This window comes from Kushneria sp. AK178 (assembly GCF_053903105.1).
The window spans coordinates 1452209-1471439 of sequence record NZ_CP096381.1; the positions used below are offsets into that span (position 1 = coordinate 1452209).

Below are 19231 nucleotides of genomic sequence, written 5' to 3' on the forward strand. Positions count from 1 at the left end.
TCAGCTCATGATAAGCTAATGATATAACAGAGTGCAGTGACAAATCGTGACGGCTTTTCGGCAGCGGCTTGTCTGTCATGCTGATATTGGTGGACGCTTTATTCATATCCTTAAATGGGGCAATGGTTCATGGCAAAACGCATCGAATTTGCAGAAACCGGCGGGCCGGAAGTGCTCAAAATGCGCGACTTCGAGCCCGGCGAGCCCGGGCCCCACGAGGTTCGGGTGACCAACTGGGCCATTGGTCTCAACTTCATCGACATCTACGTGCGCACCGGTCTCTATCCGGTGGGTGAGCTGCCTTCAGGACTGGGCACGGAAGGGGCAGGGGTCATCGAGGCAGTCGGGGAAGAGGTAACCGGGTTCAGGGAAGGGGATCGCGTGGTCTACGCCACCGGCCCGCTGGGCGCCTATTCGACCCACCACACCCTGCCGGCCGACAGGGTCATCATGCTGCCGGACAGCATCGGTTTCGATCAGGCCGCCGCTGCCATGTTGAAGGGCCTGACCGTGCAGTACCTGCTGCGTCAGGTCTATCCGATCAAGCGCGGCGATACCTTCCTCTTTCATGCCGCGGCAGGTGGCGTCGGGCTGATCGCCTGTCAGTGGGCCAGAAGCCTCGGCGCGCGGCTGATCGGTACGGTCTCGACCCCCGAGAAGGCGGAGTTTGCCCGCAAAAACGGTGCCTGGGCGACCATCAACTACCGCGAAGAGAACGTGGTCGAGCGCGTGCGCGAGCTTACCGAGGGGCAGATGTGCCCGGTGGTCTATGACTCGGTGGGCCGGGACACCTGGGAGACATCGCTGGACTGCCTGGCGCCACGCGGATTGATGGTAAGCTTTGGCAATGCATCCGGCCCGGTCGAGGGTGTCAACCTGGCCACGCTGAACAAGAAGGGATCGCTTTTTGTGACGCGCCCGAGCCTTGCCGGCTACGCCGATACCCGCGAGCGGCTGGAGGCGATGAGCCAGGAGCTCTTCGGCGTCATGAACGATGGCAGTGTGCACGTCAACATCGGCTGTCGCTTTCGTCTTGACGAGGCCGGCGAGGCGCAGGACAACCTCGCCTCACGTCGCACGTCAGGCTCGACCATCCTGATCCCCTGAACAGAAAGCCCCGGCGCTGTCGGTGCCCGAAAATGTATGCGACAGCGCAGGTCTGACTACCACTCGATCGGCGTATCGTTCCAGTCATAAAACGCACCGCTGTCTTCCGGTGTGCGTTGATCGATGACCGCCAGTAGCCGCCCGGCGACAAATTCCGGGGTGAAGAGCTTCTGTTCCGGCACTCTGGCCTGGAAAGGACGGGAGAGATCGGTGTCCGTCGTGCCCGGATGCAGACACAGCAGGATGGCCTGCGGATTGCGACGTCTGAACTCGATCGATGCCGTTTTCATCAGCATGTTGAGCGCTGCCTTGCTGGCGCGATAGGCGTACCAGCCGCCCAGATCGTTATCACCGATGGAGCCTACGCGTGCCGAGAGCGTGGCGATGATGGCCGGATGGCGTGTCAGGCGATCGGTCAGGGTGCTGATCAGCATGGCGGCCGTGGCGGCGTTGACGCGAAAGGCATGATTCAGCGTTTCGAAGGAGAGTCTTTCAAGCCGCTTTTCGGGGGACATGGTGATCGACTGATCGTTCTGACCGTCGTGCAGCACGCCGATGGTATTGAACAAAAGATGGATCGGCGTTTTGGACAGGTAGTCATCAAGCGTTGCCAGCCCCGCGTCGGACGTAATATCAGCCTCGACGATCTCCAGTCGGTTTTCCTCCAGTCGGCTGTCCTGTGCCAGTCGCTCGCGATGGCGGGTCACCGCCACAATGCGTCCGGCCCGTGGGTCCTGTAGAAGTTCCGACAACAGGGCCCTGCCGATGCCGCCGCCACCGGTGATGACGGCCGTGTAGTGATCGGGAAGATGGTCAAGCATGTCGTGGCTCGCCTGTTTGATGAAAAACGGGTGAAGGTTTCCTCAAGCGTAGCGGACCCTGAGGCCTCAGGCCGGACGCATGAGACCGGCCAGCTCCGGGTCGATGCGTCGATACAGTGTGGCCAGACGGCTGTCGGGGTCTGCCAGAAGACGCTCGGGCGTGTCGTGTTCGACCAGATGGCCCTCATCGAGCATGGCGATTCGATCAAAGTGCTCAAGCTGCGTCAGGCGGTGGGTGATCACGATCAGCGTGCGGCCACGACAAAGATGGCGAATCGCGTGCCATACCTGCTGTTCAGTGGCCTCATCCAGACCCTCGGTGGGCTCATCGAGTAATACAATAGGGGCCTGTCGCAGCAGGGCGCGGGCGATACCAAAGCGTCTGAGCTGCCCACCCGACAGGGAGCTGCCGCGTTCATCCGGAAACCCCGACAGCCCATCAGGCTGTTGATCCAGCCAGTCGCGCAGCGACAGCGCCTCCAGCACGGCCATGATCTCCCCATCATTGATCTCCCGGCCCATGGTCAGGTTGTCCCGATAGCTGGCGGTGAAAAGGTGCGTCTCCTGCTGGGCAACCGTAAACTGCGCGCGCAGGGTGGCCTCATCCAGACGGTCCAGGGGGGCGCCGCCCAGCGTCATGGTGCCCTCGCTCGGCGACACGAACCGGATCAGGCTGTTGAACAGGGTCGTCTTGCCGCTGCCGGAAGGCCCGAGAACCAGCAGCTGCTCGCCTTCTTCGATAGCCAGACTGATCGAGGCGAGGGCGGCAATGCCGGCATCGAGTTGCACGCTCAGATGGTCGATGGACAGTCGGGTACCGTCAGGCACCTGCTGCTCGCCGTCTTCGGGAAAATCGGTTTCCGACACGCTGGCGCGAATGTCGTCCAGTCGTGCGGCGGCGCGCTGAATGCGCCCCAGGTGCTGCCAGGCCCGGGGGAGCAGAGCGATGGCCTCAAAGGCGCCCATGACCGCAAGGCCCATGAGAGCGACCAGGGTGGCATTCATGCCGTGCTGGGTGACGGCCCAGCCGGCCATGCCCAGAACGCCGGTCAGGGTCAGGCCGAGCAGCGCCTGGGAGAGCAGCTGCGAATTGCCCCATTGACGGGCCAGATGATGCTCGTGGTCATCACGGGTGTGTTCGCCCCTGATCAGGTTATCGACCTCGCTCTGCCACCGGTTGTAGATCATCAACTCCGACAGGCCATTGAGACGCTCCAGCAGCCGGGCTCGCAGGCGGGTATTGTCCTGCTGCCAGGCATCGGAGTGACGGCGGCCGGTACGCCAGGCAAGCCAGGGGCCCAGCAGGCCCGAAAGCAGCAGCGCCAGCGCGGCAAAAAGGCCGATGGCCGGGGCAAAGACACCGATGACCACCCCACAGATGACGATGCCCAGCAGGGCCACGATGGAGGGTGCCAGTACCTGTAGATAGAGCCCGTCCAGGGCATCGACATCGGCCGTCAACCGCGTCATGAGTTCACTCTCGCCGTGGCGCTGGAGCTGGGCGGGCGAGAGCGGTTCGAGCCTTTCATAGACGTGGCGTCGCAGCCTCGAGAGCAGACGAAAGGTCGCGTCATGGGTCACGAGACGCTCGGCATAGCGGGTGCCGGTACGCGACAGGGCAAAAAAGCGCACGCCGGCCGAGGGCAGCAGGTAATTGAAGGTCTGCGCCGTGGCAATGCTCAGACCGGCCAGTGCCGAGGCGGACAGAAACCAGCCCGACAGGGCCATCAGACCGATACTGGAGGCCAGCGCCATCAACTGCAGGGCAATGCCAAAACCCAGCAGCCAAGCCCAGGGTTTCATGAGGCGCAGATAGGGCAGGAGCTGTTTAAACATCGCGCATCTCCGAACTGGCGGTGGCGATCGGGCGCGCCAGTGGCCCGCCGGGCGCGCGCAGGGCATCGAGTGTGTCCAGCGCCTGCACTCGCCCCTGGTCCAGCATCAGGACGCGATCGGCCAGCGCCAGCAGTTCCATTCGATGGGTCAGCAACACCACCGTACGCCCCTGACAGAGACGTTCCAGTGTCTCCATCACCAGCCGTTCACTGGCCTGATCAAGACTGGCAGTTGGTTCATCCAGCAGTATCAGGCGGGCATCGCGCAAAAAGGCGCGCGCCAGCGCAATGCGTCGTGCCTGGCCGCCGGAGACGGCGCGGCCGCCTTCGCCCAGCCGTGTGTCGAGCCCGTCGGGCAGACCGGCCAGCCAGTCCTTGAGTGCCGCCTGCTCCAGGGCCTCCAGCAGGGCCGCATCATCGGCCCCGGCGTGGGCCAGACGCAGGTTGTCGGCCAGCGTGCCGGAGACGATCACGGCTGACTGGCCGACCCAGGCGATCTGATGCTGCCAGTCATCGGGGCGAATATCGGTGAGCGCCCGCGGCGATCGGGTGCCATCCGTGACGCTTAACGTTCCCGCCTCGGGGTGCATGAACCCCATCAGTACGTTGAGCAGGGTCGACTTGCCGGCGCCGCTCGCCCCGATGACGGCCAGCGTTTCATCGGCGCGAATGTCGATGGAGACGTTATCCAGCGCTGCAGTGCTGCGTCCGGCGTAACGCGCCGTCAGACCTTCAAGAGAGAGCCGGAGACTGCCCTCGGGCTGCCAGACCGGCTGGCCGGTATCGCGTTCGAATACCCGGCGATTGAGGATGGGCATCAGATCCTCGGCGGCGGCTTCGGCCTCGGCTTTGGCATGATAGTGCACACCCAGATCGCGCAGGGGCTGATAGAACTCGGGTGCCAGAATCAGGATGAAAAGCCCGATAAAAAGGTTGATGCCGTGGTCGTACATGCCGAAATCGAACTGGCCCAGATAGACAAAGCCCAGATAGAGCGCCAGAAGGGCAATCGACACCGAGGCGAAAAACTCCAGCACGGTCGAGGAGAGAAAGGCCAGCCGCAGGACACGCATGGTACGGCGTCGAAAGCCTTCGGACGTCGCGTGAACGTCTGTTGCCTGGCGCTTGCTGGCACCGAAGAGTTTGAGGGTGGAAAGCCCCTGAAGCGTGTCCAGAAAGTGTCGGCTCATGCGACCCATCTCCAGAAACTGGTCTTCCTGACGTTTTTTGGCACCGATGCCCACCATGGCCATGTTCAGCGGAATCAATGGGCCGGTCGCGACCAGGATCAGTGCCGCCGCCCAGCTCAGCGGGGCGACGGCCACCACGATAATCAGCGGGATAATGCCGCACAGCAGCATCTGAGGGCGATAGTCGGCATAAAAGCCCTGCAGGGCGTCGACCTGATCCCAGACACGGTTGCCCAGCGTGGCGCTGTGCTGGCGACGCGCCCACAGCGGGCCGAGAATGGCGATGCGCTCGAGAAGCTCCCGGCGTACGGACTGACGGATTTCAATGCCGCTGCGAGTACCACAAATGGTGCGCGCCCGGATCAGCAGGCCGCGTACGATAAAGGCCGGGGGAAGCAGTAGCAGGGGAACAACAATGGAGGCGAAATCAGCCCCGTCGATTACCAGGCGCTGAGCGACGGCGGCAATGCACCATGCCTGAACGAGCAGAACCAGCGTTGAAAGGGTGCCTGCGATGACCGACAGGCGGGTCCAGCGAGCGCCTCGAGCGGCAGTGCGCTGCAGCCATTGGCGTGGTGTTTCGTTTGATGCCATGACGGCTCCATCGAGAGCGGAAGTACAATATCAACAAAAAAGCAGGTGCACGCACAGCGGTGTGTCGTCGCAGTTATAGCGGTCAGCCCGTGCGTGACGCCGGTTGCCACCTTAAGCGGGGGCGTCAGTTGGCGTATAATAGTCGCACGTTTTCCAGCCAATGGCCGTTTTCATGACTGTACGCACGCGTATTGCCCCTTCGCCGACCGGGGACCCCCACGTCGGCACCGCTTATGTGGCGCTTTTCAATCTCTGCTTTGCCAGACAGCACGGCGGTGAGTTCATCCTGCGTATCGAGGATACCGACCGGGTGCGTTCAACGGCCGAGTCCGAGCAGATGATTCTGGATTCGCTGCGCTGGCTGGGTATCGACTGGGCCGAAGGGCCGGATGTGGGTGGGCCCCACGGTCCCTACCGCCAGAGCGAACGCGGCGATATCTATGCCGCTCATGTGCAGAAGCTTCTCGACAGTGGCCATGCCTTCAAGTGCTATCGCACCAGTGACGAGCTTGATGAGATGCGCGATGCCCGCAAGGCGCAGGGGCTTTACGCTGCGCTCAAGCCCGAGGATCTCTATCTGGATGAGGCCGAGCACGCTCGACGTGAGCAGGAAGGCTGGCCGCATGTGGTGCGCATGAAAGTACCCGGCGAGGGAAGCTGTCGCTTCAATGACATGCTGCGCGGCGAGATCGAGGTGGAGTGGGCGCAGGTGGATGCCCAGATCCTGATGAAGTCCGACGGCATGCCGACCTATCATCTGGCCAACGTGGTGGATGATCACCTCATGGGCATTACGCATGTGCTGCGCGGCGAGGAGTGGATCAATTCGGCGCCAAAACACATTCTGCTCTATGAGTATTTCGGCTGGGACATGCCGGTACTGTGCCATCTGCCGCTTCTACGCAACCCGGACAAGTCCAAGCTGTCCAAGCGCAAGAACCCGACCTCGATCAACTATTATCGTCGCATGGGGTATCTGCCCCAGGCCGTTACCAACTACCTGGGGCGGATGGGCTGGTCGATGCCCGACGAGCGGGAGAAGTTCACGCTCGATGAGATGATGGCGAATTTCGACATTCACCGCATCTCGCTGGGCGGCCCGGTCTTTGATCTCGACAAGCTGACCTGGCTCAACGGCGTCTATATCCGCGAGGACCTTGATGATGACGCTTTCATGCGCAAGCTGATGCAGTGGACCTTCAATGAGGAGTACGTGGAACAGATCCTGCCTCAGGTCAGGCCGCGGGTGCAGACGCTTGCCGAGGTCATGCCGCTGGCCGGTCATTTCTTCTCGGGACTGCCGAACCTGCAGGCCGAACAGTTCGATGAGACCGGCATGACGCGCGATCAGACGGTGCGGCTTTTGCAGTTTCTGCTCTGGCGTCTGGAAAGTGTACGTCGCTGGGACAAGGAAGCACTGCTTGCCGAGGTGAAGTTGTTGTCGAGCTATCTCGAGCTCAGGATGAAGGCCTTTCTGGCACCGGTGTTCATTGCCGTGACGGGCAGTCAGACCTCGACGTCGGTCATGGATGCCATGGTGATTCTGGGCTCGGACATGACCCGCGCACGACTGCGACACGCCATTGCCGTACTGGGCGGTGTTTCCAAGAAGCAGAACAAGGCGCTGGAAAAGGAATACCGGGATCTGCCTGCGCCTGATGCGTAAGAAGGCTTGACGCTTTGCGTCGTGATCAGTAGGATACGCCCCGTTCCTGACCGCAGTCACCTGCACAGGTCGGGGCATCGGGGCCTTAGCTCAGCTGGGAGAGCGCGACACTGGCAGTGTCGAGGTCAGCGGTTCGATCCCGCTAGGCTCCACCATCTCTTGCGTCCCATTCGTCTAGTGGTCCAGGACACCGCCCTTTCACGGCGGTAACAGGGGTTCGAACCCCCTATGGGACGCCACCTCCTTCCTGATGTTTTTCAAACATCGTTTTGTGCCAGCACTGCGCACTGATCATTTGTTGATCCGAAGCGGATTTTTCTGCGTCCAAGGCTTGACACCTTCTGAAACTGTCCACCGATGCGGCTTCCTGCCAGTCTGTTTCTCGCCCGGGTCCGGGTGTGACGTCTATCTCATTGTTTTTATAAAAAACTCTTTATATTCAATTGCTTACGCTTGATCAAAAAATATCCAATCTGTCTGGAGCGCCCTGAATATGGCGATTTTGAGACCTTCTTCATACGTTATGAACAGGTTTATCCACAGATTGTGTGGACAATAAAACCCCTGCTTTGCGGCGATGGTGTCAGGGGTAATTGTCAAGCAATAAAAAGCATGAGGCAGGGCAGGCGATGAGGTAAGCCAGCCCGTCCTGCGAGCATAAAAAAGGCCGTTGACGACGGCCTTTTCGCGTGTGGGGTCATGGCGTCACTCGGCGCCGGGATAGTCCCTTTGCGTATACCCCTTGTAGAGCTGTCGCGGCCGCCCGATACGGGTGCCGTTGGTAATCATCTCGTTCCAGTGGGAAATCCATCCCGTGGTACGTGCCACGGCAAAAATGACCGTGAACATGTTTTTGGGAATGCCCAGTGCACGCAGGATGATGCCGGAGTAGAAGTCAACGTTGGGGTAGAGCTTGCGTTCGATGAAGTAGTCGTCTTCCAGTGCGATCTCCTCGAGGCGCTTGGCGATCTTGAGCTGAGGATCATCGCCCATGCCGAGCTCTTCAAGTACTTCGTCGCAGGTCTCCTTCATGACCTTGGCACGCGGGTCGAAGTTTCGATAAACCCGGTGACCGAAGCCCATGAGGCGGAAGGAATCCTGCTTGTCCTTGGCGCGATCGACAAAGCGCTGGATGTTCTCCTCGGACTCGTCGCCGATCTCGGCGAGCATGTTGAGCACCGCTTCGTTGGCGCCGCCGTGGGCCGGTCCCCAGAGTGCCGCGATGCCGGCGCTGATACAGGCGAACGGATTGGCACCGGTAGAACCTGCCAGACGCACCGTGGACGTCGAGGCGTTCTGCTCGTGATCGGCGTGCAGCATGAAGATTCGATCCATGGCCTTGGCCGCCACCGGATTGACGTCATACGGCTCGCAGGGATTGCTGAACATCATGTAGAGAAAGTTCTCGGCATAGTTCAGATCGTTGCGCGGATAGGCGAACGGCTGGCCGATATTATACTTGTAGCACATGGCGGCCAGCGTCGGCATTTTGGCAATCAGGCGGATGGCCGACACCTGGCGGTCATGCTCCTTGGTGATGTCCAGATTGTCGTGATAGAAGGCCGACAGGGCACCCGCTACGCCGCAGAGTACGGCCATGGGGTGAGCATCGCGGCGAAAGCCCTTGAAAAAGTTGACGATCTGCTCGTGCACCATGGTGTGGCGCGAGACGCTGTCGCGAAATGCGTCGTAGGTATCCTTGTCGGGAATTTCACCGTTGAGCAGCAGATAGCTCATTTCGGTGTGGTTGGAATGCTTGGCCAGCTGTTCGATGGAGTAGCCGCGATGCAGCAAAACGCTGTTGGCGCCATCGATGTAGGTGATTTCGGATTCGCATGACGCCGTGGAAACAAAGCCGGGGTCGTAGGTGAAATACCCCTGATCTATCAGGCCTCGGACATCGATCACATCGGGTCCCGTGGTTCCCGAATAGATAGGCAGCTCGACGGGAGCATCCAGACCGTCGATCGTCAGTTGCGCCTTCCTGTCAGCCATAAGGCCTCCTCGATTTATATAAGGTACTGTTCTGTCAGGTATGTCCGCCAAATCGCCAGGGCACACTATTGAGCGGGTGCGACAGTTTGTCAATTCCGTGCACCCCCGTGGGCGGGGATGATGCACTCATTTCATGGTCGCGTAACGGAAAGCCTTCTTTAATGTTTATATGGCACGAATATAGCCTGTTTTGCCATGAATTTTGAGCGTACAAAACGGTTACACAAATGTGCGGCAATTTGTCATCCGCATGGCGGGGACATATAATAAATGGCCGCGCGACGGGCGATTCATCGCCTGTCCAGGCGACCTGACCTGATGATAATCGAATCCTACCAAATACTGCCCGTGGTCTATTCATGCGGGCCGGGAGAGAAAAGCGCCGTGAAGAGTCAACAACCCTTGTCGACTGCCAAGCGTCCGGTGAACCTGGACCTTTCAAGCATCCAGTTTCCCCTGCCTGCCCTCGTATCCATTTCGCATCGAGTGTCAGGCATCATGCTGTTTATCGGCCTGATCTTTCTGATGTGGGCCTTTCAGGTTTCCCTGTCATCTCCTGCCGGGTTCGACACCGTTCGTGAGGCCATGGCCCACGGCTTCTTTGCCAGGCTGGTGCTCTGGGGGCTCTTGTCGGCACTGGGCTTTCATTTTGTTGCAGGCGTGCGCCACCTCATCATGGACATGGGGCATGGCGAAACGCTTGAGGGCGGTCAGCGCGGAGCGCAGCTGACCATCATCATCAGTGCATTGCTGGTTGTTATGGCAGGAGTCTGGGTATGGTAATCAATATTTTGAATCCGGGTCGCAACGGTGTGGCCGACTGGATGATTCAGCGTGCATCCGCGGTCATTCTGGGGCTCTATACCATCTTCATGGTGGCCTATCTGATGTTCCATCCTGATCTGGACTATACCGCCTGGTCAGGGCTTTTCAGTCACCTCTGGATGAAGGTTTTCACGCTACTGGCGCTGCTTTCCGTTGCCGCTCACGCCTGGGTGGGTCTCTGGATCGTGGCAACCGACTACATCAAGCCCGCTGCCATCCGTTTTGGCACGCTGCTATTCGTCATCCTGGCCCTGTTCGTGTTTGTGGTCTGGGGTGTGCAGGTTATCTGGGGAGTTTGACATGACACAGTTACGTACCCTGACCTTTGACGCCATCATCATCGGTGGTGGCGGTTCCGGGCTGCGCGCCGCGCTGCAGCTGGCCCAGTCCGGCAAGCAGACCGCAGTGCTGTCGAAGGTCTTTCCCACGCGCTCCCACACCGTTTCCGCCCAGGGCGGTATCACCTGTGCCATTGGCAGTGCCGATCCCAACGATGACTGGCGCTGGCACATGTATGACACCGTCAAGGGTTCCGATTACATCGGTGATCAGGACGCCATCGAATACATGTGCAATGAAGGGCCCAAGGCCGTCTTCGAGCTCGAGCACATGGGATTGCCGTTTTCCCGCTTTGATAATGGCCGCATCTATCAGCGTCCCTTCGGCGGGCAGTCCAAGGATTATGGCCAGGGTGGGCAGGCTGCCCGTACCTGTGCCGCTGCTGACCGTACCGGGCATGCGCTGCTGCACACGCTTTATCAGAACAATCTGAAAAACAACACGGTCTTTCTCAACGAGTGGTATGCCGTTGATCTGGTGCGAAACGCCGACAATGATGTGGTCGGCGTTATCGCCATCTGCATGGAAACCGGCGAAACCGTACTGATCAAGTCCAAGGCGACCGTTCTGGCCACGGGCGGTGCCGGACGCATCTTCGCCTCGACCACCAATGCCCTGATCAACACCGGTGATGGCATCGGCATGGCCCTGCGCGCCGGCTTTCCGGTGCAGGACATGGAGATGTGGCAGTTCCACCCGACCGGCATCTATGGCGCCGGCACCCTGGTGACGGAAGGCTGCCGTGGGGAGGGGGGCTACCTCATCAACAAGGATGGCGAGCGCTTCATGGAGCGCTATGCCCCCAACGCCAAGGACCTGGCCGGCCGTGATGTCGTGGCGCGCTCGATGGTGCTTGAGGTGCTCGAGGGGCGCGGCTGCGGTGAAAACGGTGACCACGTCATGCTCAAGCTGGATCACCTGGGCGAAGACGTTCTCATGAAGCGTCTACCGGGCATCGTTGAGCTCTCGCGCACCTTCGCGCATGTCGATCCGGTCAAGGAACCCATTCCGGTGGTGCCGACCTGCCACTACATGATGGGCGGTATCCCGACCAACGTGAACGGGCAGGCGCTGACGGTGGATGCCGATGGCAACGACAAGGTCATCAACGGGCTTTTCGCCTGTGGCGAGGCCGCCTGTGTCTCCGTACACGGCAGCAACCGCCTAGGCGGCAACTCGCTGCTGGACCTGGTGGTCTTTGGTCGCGCGGCGGGCATGCACATCGAAGAGACCCTCAACCAGGGCATCGAATACATGGAAGCCTCGCAGTCGGATATCGATGCTGCCATGAAGCGCCTCAACCGCTGGAACGAGTCCGGCAGCGGCGAGACGGTGCCCGAGCTCAAGCGCGACCTGCAGACCATCATGCAGAACAACTTTGGTGTTTTCCGCAAGGAAGACACCATGCAGGAAGGCGTGAAAAAGCTCGAGGAACTGCGCGAGCGTATTGCCAATGCCTGGCTGCCTGACAAGTCGGACATGTTCAATACCGCCCGTATCGAGGCTCTGGAGCTGGATAACCTCATGGAAGTGGCCGAGGCCACGGCCATTGCGGCGCTCGAACGACGCGAAAGCCGCGGCGCTCACTCGCGTGAGGACTACCCCGATCGTGACGATGACAACTGGCTGAAACACTCGATCTATCATCCGACGGACAGAACGCTGAGCAAGCGCGACGTCAACTTCTCTCCGAAGACTGTCGATACGTTCCAGCCCAAAATTCGTACTTATTGATGAGGGGATGACCCATATGTCGACATTACAGGTCTCCGTTTACCGCTATAACCCTGAAAGTGATGATGCGCCCTGGATGCAGGATTTCGAGATTGATACCCAGGGGCGCGATCTGATGGTTCTCAACGTGCTGCAGATGATCAAGGAGCAGGACAGCTCCCTGGTCTATCGCGCCAGCTGTCGTGAAGGCGTCTGCGGCTCCGACGGCATGAACATGAACGGCAAGAATGGCCTGTCATGCGTGACGCCGCTGTCGGAAGTCGTCAAGGACAATCAACTGGTGCTGCGCCCCCTGCCGGGCCTGCCTGTCATCCGTGATCTGATCATCGACATGTCGCTCTTTTACAAGCAATACGAGCGTATTCAGCCCTATCTGCAAAACGATGAGCGTCCGCCGTCCATCGAGCGTCTGCAGTCGCCGGAGGACCGCGACAAGCTTGACGGCCTTTACGAGTGCATCCTGTGCGCCTGCTGCTCGACGTCCTGCCCCTCCTTCTGGTGGAACCCGGACAAGTTTGTAGGGCCGGCCGGCCTGTTACAGGCCTATCGTTTTCTGGCCGACTCGCGCGATACGCATACGCAGGATCGCCTGTCCGAACTTGATGATCCGTTCAGCGTATTTCGGTGCCGCGGCATCATGAACTGTGTCAACGTTTGTCCCAAGGGGCTCAACCCGACGCGGGCCATCGGCAAGATTCGTGACATGCTGGTGCGCAATACCGCGTGATATTTGGTTTTTGCTTAATATGACAGGCCTTGCTTGTTATCATTAAAAGCCTGCCGTCGCCCTGAGGGGCGGCGGTGGTCTTTCGAGTCCGAGCCTGGACACCGGTCCGACCGACAGGGCCGATGGTGATACAGCGCGATTCGTGATTTACATCAAGGTGGTCGCATCCACTGCGATCACTGACCCCACCCCAGACCCAGGGTGATCGAGCGATGCAAGAAGGCATAATGGAGTTGATGTGGCGCACCTCGCACATGAGCGGGAGCAACGCCCATTACGTAGAAGAGCTTTACGAACAGTACCTTTCCGATCCTCAGACTGTTCCGGACGAGTGGCGACAGTACTTTGACAGCCTCCCCGGCTATGATGGTGGCCCTTCCCGGGACGTTCCCCTTGCTCCGATTCGCGATCAGTTCTATCACCTCGCGCGCGAACGTCGTTCGCTGGCTCCGGTGGCGTCTGGTACCGCTGACAATGAAGAAGCCAGCCGCAAACAGGTTCGGGTCCTTCAGCTGATCAACGCCTATCGATTCAGAGGTCATCAAAAGGCCGATATTGATCCGCTGGGGCTGCGCGCGGTCGAGACCGTTCCCGACCTTGAACTCTCCTTTCATCAGCTTTCCGATGCCGACATGGATACCGAGTTTCAAACCGGTTCCCTGTTCATTGGCAAGGACAGTGCTCCACTGAAAGAGATTGTTCAGGCGCTGGAGCAGACCTATTGCCGTTCGATCGGCTGCGAGTTCATGCATATCGTCAATACCGAGGAAAAACGCTGGCTGGAGCAGCGCTTTGAATCGGTACGCTCAAAACCCGATTACTCGGCGGACGTGCGCAAGCATGTGCTGGAGCGTCTGACGGCTGCCGAGGGGCTCGAAAACTATCTCGCCAGCAAATATCCGGGCACCAAGCGCTTTGGCCTGGAAGGCGGCGAAAGCTTTATCCCGATGGTGGATGAGCTGATCCAGCGATCCGGCAACTACGGCGTGCGCGAGGTCGTCATCGGCATGGCGCACCGGGGCCGTCTCAATCTTCTGGTCAACATTCTGGGCAAGAGTCCGGGCGATCTGATCGATGAATTCGATGGCAAGAAGATGATCGAGCATGGCTCCGGTGACGTGAAATATCATCAGGGCTTCAGCTCGAACGTCATGACGCCGGGCGGCGAAGTGCATCTGGCGCTGGCCTTCAATCCGTCGCATCTTGAAATCGTCACGCCGGTGGTTGCAGGCTCCGTGCGCGCGCGCCAGGACCGGCGGGAAGACAGCGAGGGCGATCAGGTCCTGCCGCTGGTGGTGCATGGTGATGCGGCCGTGGCCGGTCAGGGCGTCGTCATGGAAACCTTCCAGATGTCGCAGCTGCGGGGCTACAAGACCGGTGGCACGGTTCATGTCGTCATTAACAATCAGGTCGGCTTCACCACATCGCGTCGCGATGATGCCCGCTCTACCGAATACTGCACCGACATCGCCAAGATGGTTCAATCGCCCATCTTCCACGTCAACGGCGATGACCCCGACGCTGTCCTGCACGCCACCCAGGTGGCCATCGACTATCGCCAGCAGTTCAAGAAGGACGTGGTCATCGATCTCATCTGCTACCGCCGTCGCGGTCACAATGAGGCGGACGAGCCTTCCGGCACCCAGCCGCTCATGTATCAGAAGATCAAGAGCCATGACAGCTCTCGCACCCTCTATGCGCGTCGTCTGGTCGAAGAGGGCGTGCTGGATGAGGATGAGGTGAAGGGCCTGGTCGATGCCTACCGGGACGATCTGGACAGCGGTAACCACGTGGCCAACGCGCTGGTTCAGGAGCCCAACAGCAACCTCTTCGTTGACTGGACACCCTATCTGGGACACCGCTGGACCGGTGAGTCCGATACCTCCTTCGATCTCAAGCGCATGCAGGAGCTGGCCACCAAGATGTGCGACATCCCCGACGATGTCGACACGCAGCGTCAGGTGGCCAAGGTCTATGAAGATCGCCGCAAGATGGTGGCCGGTAGTCTGGGAATCAACTGGGGCTTCGCGGAAACCCTGGCCTACGCCACGCTGATCGATCAGGGCCATCCGGTACGCCTGACAGGGCAGGATACAGGGCGGGGAACCTTCTCTCACCGCCATGCCGTCGTGCATAACCAGAAGGATGGCTCGATCTGGACACCGCTGTGTGCGCTCAAGCCCAATCAGCCCGAGTTTGCGATCTACGATTCCTTCCTGTCGGAAGAAGGCGCGATGGCCTTCGAGTACGGCTATGCCACGACCACGCCCAATGCGCTGATCGCCTGGGAAGCGCAGTTCGGTGACTTCGCCAACGGTGCTCAGGTCGTTATCGACCAGTTCATCTCATCGGGTGAAACCAAGTGGGGGCGCCTGTGCGGCCTGACCCTGCTGCTGCCTCATGGCTACGAAGGACAGGGGCCGGAGCACTCCTCGGCTCGTCTGGAACGTTTCCTGCAGCTGTGCGCCGAAGAGAACATGCAGGTCTGTGTGCCGACCACACCGGCACAGATCTTTCACCTGCTGCGGCGTCAGGTCATCCGCGGGTTACGAAAGCCCCTGATCGTCATGTCACCCAAGAGCCTTCTGCGCCACAAGGATGCGGTCTCCTCGCTTGAAGACCTGTCCGAGGGTCGCTTCCAGATGATCATTCCCGATCAGGGCAAGCTCGAGGCCGAGCAGGTCAAGCGCGTGATCTTCTGCTCCGGAAAGGTCTACTACGAACTGGCCACGTGGCGAGCCGAAAACGAGCGCTTCGATACGGCGATCATTCGTATCGAGCAGCTCTATCCGTTCCCGGAAGATTCCCTGCTGGCTGCCATCGAGCATTACACTAACCTCGAGCGCGTGGTCTGGTGTCAGGAAGAGCCCAAGAATCAGGGCGCCTGGTATCAGAGCCAGCATCACATGCGCAAGGTAGCGGATCAGGTGAAGCCCGGACTGGGTGGCGAGCTCGGCTTTGCAGGTCGGGCCGAATCGGCAGCGCCGGCGGCTGGATACATGGCAGTGCATAGTGAGCAGCAGCGGTCACTGGTGGACAGGGCGTTCAACAATTGAGCGTCTGAAGGCTCGGCAACATGAGTGCCGCAATTGCCGGCTACCGAGAAGAGGACATTAAGGAATAATCATGTCAACAGACATCAAGGCGCCAAGTTTTCCCGAATCCGTCGCGGAAGGGACCGTGGCCACCTGGCACAAGAAGCAGGGTGACAGTGTCTCGCGCGACGAAGTGATCGTCGAAATCGAAACCGACAAGGTGGTGCTCGAGGTGGTGGCACCGGCCGATGGCACGGTAGAAGAGATTACCGTCCAGGAAGGTGACACCTGTGAGTCCGAGCAGGTGCTGGGCCGTCTGGGTGAAGGGGGAGAGTCCTCGGGGCAGGACAAGGCCTCTGCCGACGACAAGGGCAGTGACCAGAGCGACGACAAAAGCAGCGACCAGAGCGACGACAAGGACAAGGCGGCCAACAGCAAGGCCTCTTCCGACAAGCCTGAAGAAACCTGCGAAAGCGGCGGTGACAAGCCGGCCGCGTCCGGCCCCACGGTGGATGTAAAGGCACCTTCCTTTCCCGAATCCGTACAGGAAGGCACCGTTGCCGGCTGGAACAAGAAGGTCGGCGATCCGGTCAAGCGTGATGAAGTACTGGCCGAGATCGAAACCGACAAGGTCGTGCTGGAAGTCGTGGCCCCCTCTGACGGCGCCCTGACCGAAATTCTTGCCGATGAGGGCAGTCAGGTCACCTCGGAACAGGTGCTGGCACGCTTTGGCGAGGGCGGTGGCGATGCCGCCGGCGCTTCTGCCGAATCCCGTGGCGACGACAGCCAGGCCGAATCGGGTGATGCCAATGCCGATGAGCAGGACGAGAAGGTCGGTGACAAGGTGCTCGCCCCGGCGGCGCGCAAGCTGGTGGCCGAGCATGATCTTGATGTCAACAGGATCGAGGGTACCGGCAAGGGTGGTCGCATCCTGAAGGAAGACGTGCAGAAGGCTGTCGACGCCGGCAGTGCCAAAAAGCAGCAGGGTGGTGCCCAAAAGCAGCAGGGTAGTAGCGAAAAGCCCTCGGACGCCGGCAGCACGGGCGTTTCCAAGGAGGCAGCAGCGCCGGCCACCCAGGCCATCCAGGGTGAGCGTCCCGAGCAGCGTGTGCCCATGAGCCGCCTGCGCCAGACCATCGCCAAGCGACTGGTTCAGGCGCAGCAGACGGCCGCCATGCTGACCACCTACAACGAGGTGGACATGAGCGCCGTCATGGCGCTGCGCAACCAGTACAAGGATGACTTCCAGAAGGCGCACGATGTGAAGCTCGGCTTCATGGGCTTTTTCGTCAAGGCGGCGACCGAAGCCCTCAAGCGCTTCCCGGATGTCAACGCCTCCATCGATGGCACCGACATCGTCTATCACGGCTATCAGGACATCGGTGTTGCTGTCTCCACGCCGCGCGGCCTGGTCGTACCGGTCATGCGTGATACCGATTCCATGAAGCTTGCCGATGTCGAAAAAACCATCGGGGACTTCGGCAAGCGTGGCCGTGACGGCAAGCTGGGCATCGAAGACATGCAGGGCGGCACCTTCACGATCACCAACGGCGGTATCTTTGGATCGCTGCTGTCGACGCCCATCCTCAATCCGCCGCAAACGGCGATTCTTGGCATGCACAAGATCCAGGAACGTCCGATGGCGGTGAATGGCCAGGTCGAAATTCGCCCGATGATGTATCTGGCGCTGTCCTATGATCACCGCATGATCGATGGCAAGGATGCCGTTCAGTTCCTCGTGGCCATCAAGAGCCTGCTCGAGGACCCGGCACGCTTTCTGCTCGACGTGTGAGTGTTTCAATCCCGCCCGGTCTCGTACCGGGCGGACTGTTTTGTAACGATTGCCCGCCGCATGCAGGGTGATCGCCAATGAATCGAACAGGGATACACATGGCTGACAAATTTGATGTCATCGTGATCGGCGCTGGCCCCGGTGGCTATGTTGCCGCAATTCGTGCTGCCCAGCTGGGCATGAAAGTGGCCTGCGTCGAAAAGTGGGTCAACAAGAGCGGCAAGACCGTGCACGGTGGTACCTGCCTGAATGTGGGCTGTATTCCCTCCAAGGCCTTGCTTGAAACCTCTCACAAGTTTGTCGAGGCGCGTGACGACTACAAGGATCTGGGCATCCAGACCGGCGATGTCGGAATCGACATCGAGAAGATGATGGCGCGCAAGGACAAGACGGTAGCCAATCTGACCGGGGGCATCAGCGCCCTGTTCAAGGCCAACGGTGTCACCGCGCTTGAAGGCACGGGCAAGCTGCTGCCGGGCAAGAAGGTCGAAGTCACGGATCGCGACGGCAACAGCGAAACCCATGAAGCCGAAAACGTGGTGATCGCCTCCGGCAGTGTGCCGGTCGAAATCCCGCCGGCACCGCTGACCGAAGGTCTGATCGTGGACTCTTCCGGGGCGCTGGAGTTCGAGGAAGTGCCCGAAAGGCTCGGCGTGATCGGCGCCGGTGTCATCGGTCTGGAGCTGGGCAGCGTCTGGAGCCGCCTGGGCAGTGAAGTGACCATGCTTGAAGCCCTCGACAGCTTCCTGCCGGTGGTCGATGAGCAGATCGCCAAGGAGACCAAAAAGCTGCTTGGCAAGCAGGGACTTGATATCCGTCTGGGCGCGCGCGTCACCGGCACCGACATCAAGGACAACGAGGTTGTCGTCAAGTACACCGACAGCAGCGGCGAGCAGGAGCAGACGTTTGACAAGCTGATCGTCTGCGTCGGTCGTCGTCCCTATACCCAGAACCTGCTGGCGGATGGCACCGGGGTCGAGCTGGATGAGCGTGGCTTCGTTCAGGTCGATGATACCTGCCAGACCAACGCGCCGGGCGTTTTTGCCATCGGTGACGTGGTTCGCGGCCCGATGCTGGCCCACAAGGGCTCGGAAGAGGGCATGATGGTGGCCGATATCATCCACGGCGAAAAGGCCCAGATGAATTACGACGCCATCCCCAGCGTCATCTATACCGCGCCGGAAGTGGCGTGGGTCGGCCTGAGCGAGCAGCAGGCCAAAAAGGAAGGCTACGAGGTCAAGTCCGGCGTCTTTCCCTTCTCGGCCAGCGGCCGTGCCATGGCCAACGATGCCACCGAAGGCATGGCCAAGGTCGTCACCGATGCCAGCACCGATCGTATTCTCGGCGTGCACATTATCGGCCAGCATGCCGGTGAGCTGATTGCCCAGGGCGTGATTGCGATGGAGTTCGGCTCCAGTGCCGAAGATCTGGCGCTGACCTGCTTTGCCCACCCGACACTGTCCGAGACCGTGCACGAAGCGGCGCTGGCGGTGGAAGGACACGCCATCCACATGGCAAATCGCAAGAAGCGTTGATGCGACGACATTGACGTGGAACCTCACTTCGACCGA

General features: G+C 60.2%; 13 protein-coding genes and 2 tRNA genes. 11 read left to right on the top strand and 4 right to left on the bottom strand.

Annotated features, from left to right (window positions below):
• Positions 1-129: 129 nt before the first annotated feature.
• Complete coding sequence (locus tag M1D97_RS06495) at positions 130-1107, top strand: NADPH:quinone reductase (RefSeq protein ID WP_456269917.1); 978 nt, start codon at positions 130-132, stop codon at positions 1105-1107.
• 56 nt (positions 1108-1163) lie between these two features.
• Here the strand turns inward: M1D97_RS06495 and M1D97_RS06500 are convergent, their stop codons facing one another.
• From M1D97_RS06500 to cydD, 3 genes are all read right to left on the bottom strand, one after another.
• The gene (locus M1D97_RS06500) at positions 1164-1928 is read right to left on the bottom strand and encodes an SDR family NAD(P)-dependent oxidoreductase (RefSeq protein WP_456269918.1); all 765 of its coding nucleotides are present in this window, start codon (positions 1926-1928) and stop codon (positions 1164-1166) included.
• A gap of 66 nt (positions 1929-1994) precedes the next feature.
• The gene (gene cydC / locus M1D97_RS06505; RefSeq protein ID WP_456269919.1) at positions 1995-3764 is read right to left on the bottom strand and encodes a thiol reductant ABC exporter subunit CydC; all 1770 of its coding nucleotides are present in this window, start codon (positions 3762-3764) and stop codon (positions 1995-1997) included.
• The gene (cydD, locus tag M1D97_RS06510; RefSeq protein WP_456269920.1) at positions 3757-5547 is read right to left on the bottom strand and encodes a thiol reductant ABC exporter subunit CydD; all 1791 of its coding nucleotides are present in this window, start codon (positions 5545-5547) and stop codon (positions 3757-3759) included. The genes cydC and cydD overlap by 8 nt, the downstream gene beginning before the upstream one ends.
• 172 nt (positions 5548-5719) lie before the next feature.
• On the opposite strand from cydD, the gene gltX reads away from it, so the two are divergent.
• From gltX to M1D97_RS06525, 3 genes are all read left to right on the top strand, one after another.
• On the top strand, positions 5720-7213 hold the full coding sequence (gene gltX, locus M1D97_RS06515) for a glutamate--tRNA ligase (RefSeq protein WP_456269921.1): 1494 nt from the start codon (positions 5720-5722) through the stop codon (positions 7211-7213).
• Positions 7214-7292: 79 nt separating this feature from the next.
• Positions 7293-7368 (top strand) — tRNA-Ala (locus tag M1D97_RS06520).
• 8 nt (positions 7369-7376) lie between these two features.
• Positions 7377-7452: transfer RNA gene (locus tag M1D97_RS06525), tRNA-Glu, on the top strand.
• A 466-nt stretch (positions 7453-7918) separates the two neighbouring features.
• On the opposite strand, the gene gltA is transcribed toward M1D97_RS06525, so the two are convergent.
• The gene (gene gltA / locus M1D97_RS06530) at positions 7919-9208 is read right to left on the bottom strand and encodes a citrate synthase (protein WP_456269922.1); all 1290 of its coding nucleotides are present in this window, start codon (positions 9206-9208) and stop codon (positions 7919-7921) included.
• Between the two features lie 318 nt (positions 9209-9526).
• Here gltA and sdhC point away from each other — a divergent pair, with 318 nt between their 5' ends.
• The 7 genes from sdhC to lpdA all read left to right on the top strand — a co-directional run bounded on the left by sdhC (position 9527) and on the right by lpdA (position 19195).
• Positions 9527-9991, top strand: coding sequence for a succinate dehydrogenase, cytochrome b556 subunit (gene sdhC, locus M1D97_RS06535; protein ID WP_456269923.1), 465 nt, complete (start codon positions 9527-9529; stop codon positions 9989-9991).
• Positions 9985-10332 carry a succinate dehydrogenase, hydrophobic membrane anchor protein gene (gene sdhD, locus M1D97_RS06540; protein WP_456269924.1) on the top strand — a complete coding sequence of 116 codons (348 nt, stop codon included), beginning with the start codon at positions 9985-9987 and terminating at the stop codon, positions 10330-10332. Before sdhC ends, sdhD begins: the two co-directional genes overlap by 7 nt.
• A 1-nt stretch (position 10333) precedes the next feature.
• Positions 10334-12106: a succinate dehydrogenase flavoprotein subunit gene (gene sdhA / locus M1D97_RS06545; protein ID WP_456269925.1), complete on the top strand. Its 1773-nt coding sequence runs from the start codon at positions 10334-10336 to the stop codon at positions 12104-12106.
• Positions 12107-12122: 16 nt separating this feature from the next.
• A complete protein-coding gene (locus M1D97_RS06550; protein WP_456269926.1) occupies positions 12123-12833 on the top strand; it encodes a succinate dehydrogenase iron-sulfur subunit in 711 nt (236 codons plus the stop codon).
• 212 nt (positions 12834-13045) lie between these two features.
• Positions 13046-15889 (top strand): 2-oxoglutarate dehydrogenase E1 component, encoded by a 2844-nt coding sequence (locus tag M1D97_RS06555; RefSeq protein ID WP_456269927.1) that lies wholly within the window; start codon positions 13046-13048, stop codon positions 15887-15889.
• A gap of 70 nt (positions 15890-15959) precedes the next feature.
• On the top strand, positions 15960-17660 hold the full coding sequence (gene odhB / locus M1D97_RS06560; RefSeq protein WP_456269928.1) for a 2-oxoglutarate dehydrogenase complex dihydrolipoyllysine-residue succinyltransferase: 1701 nt from the start codon (positions 15960-15962) through the stop codon (positions 17658-17660).
• 98 nt (positions 17661-17758) lie between these two features.
• Positions 17759-19195: a dihydrolipoyl dehydrogenase gene (lpdA, locus tag M1D97_RS06565; protein ID WP_456269929.1), complete on the top strand. Its 1437-nt coding sequence runs from the start codon at positions 17759-17761 to the stop codon at positions 19193-19195.
• Positions 19196-19231: the final 36 nt, after the last annotated feature.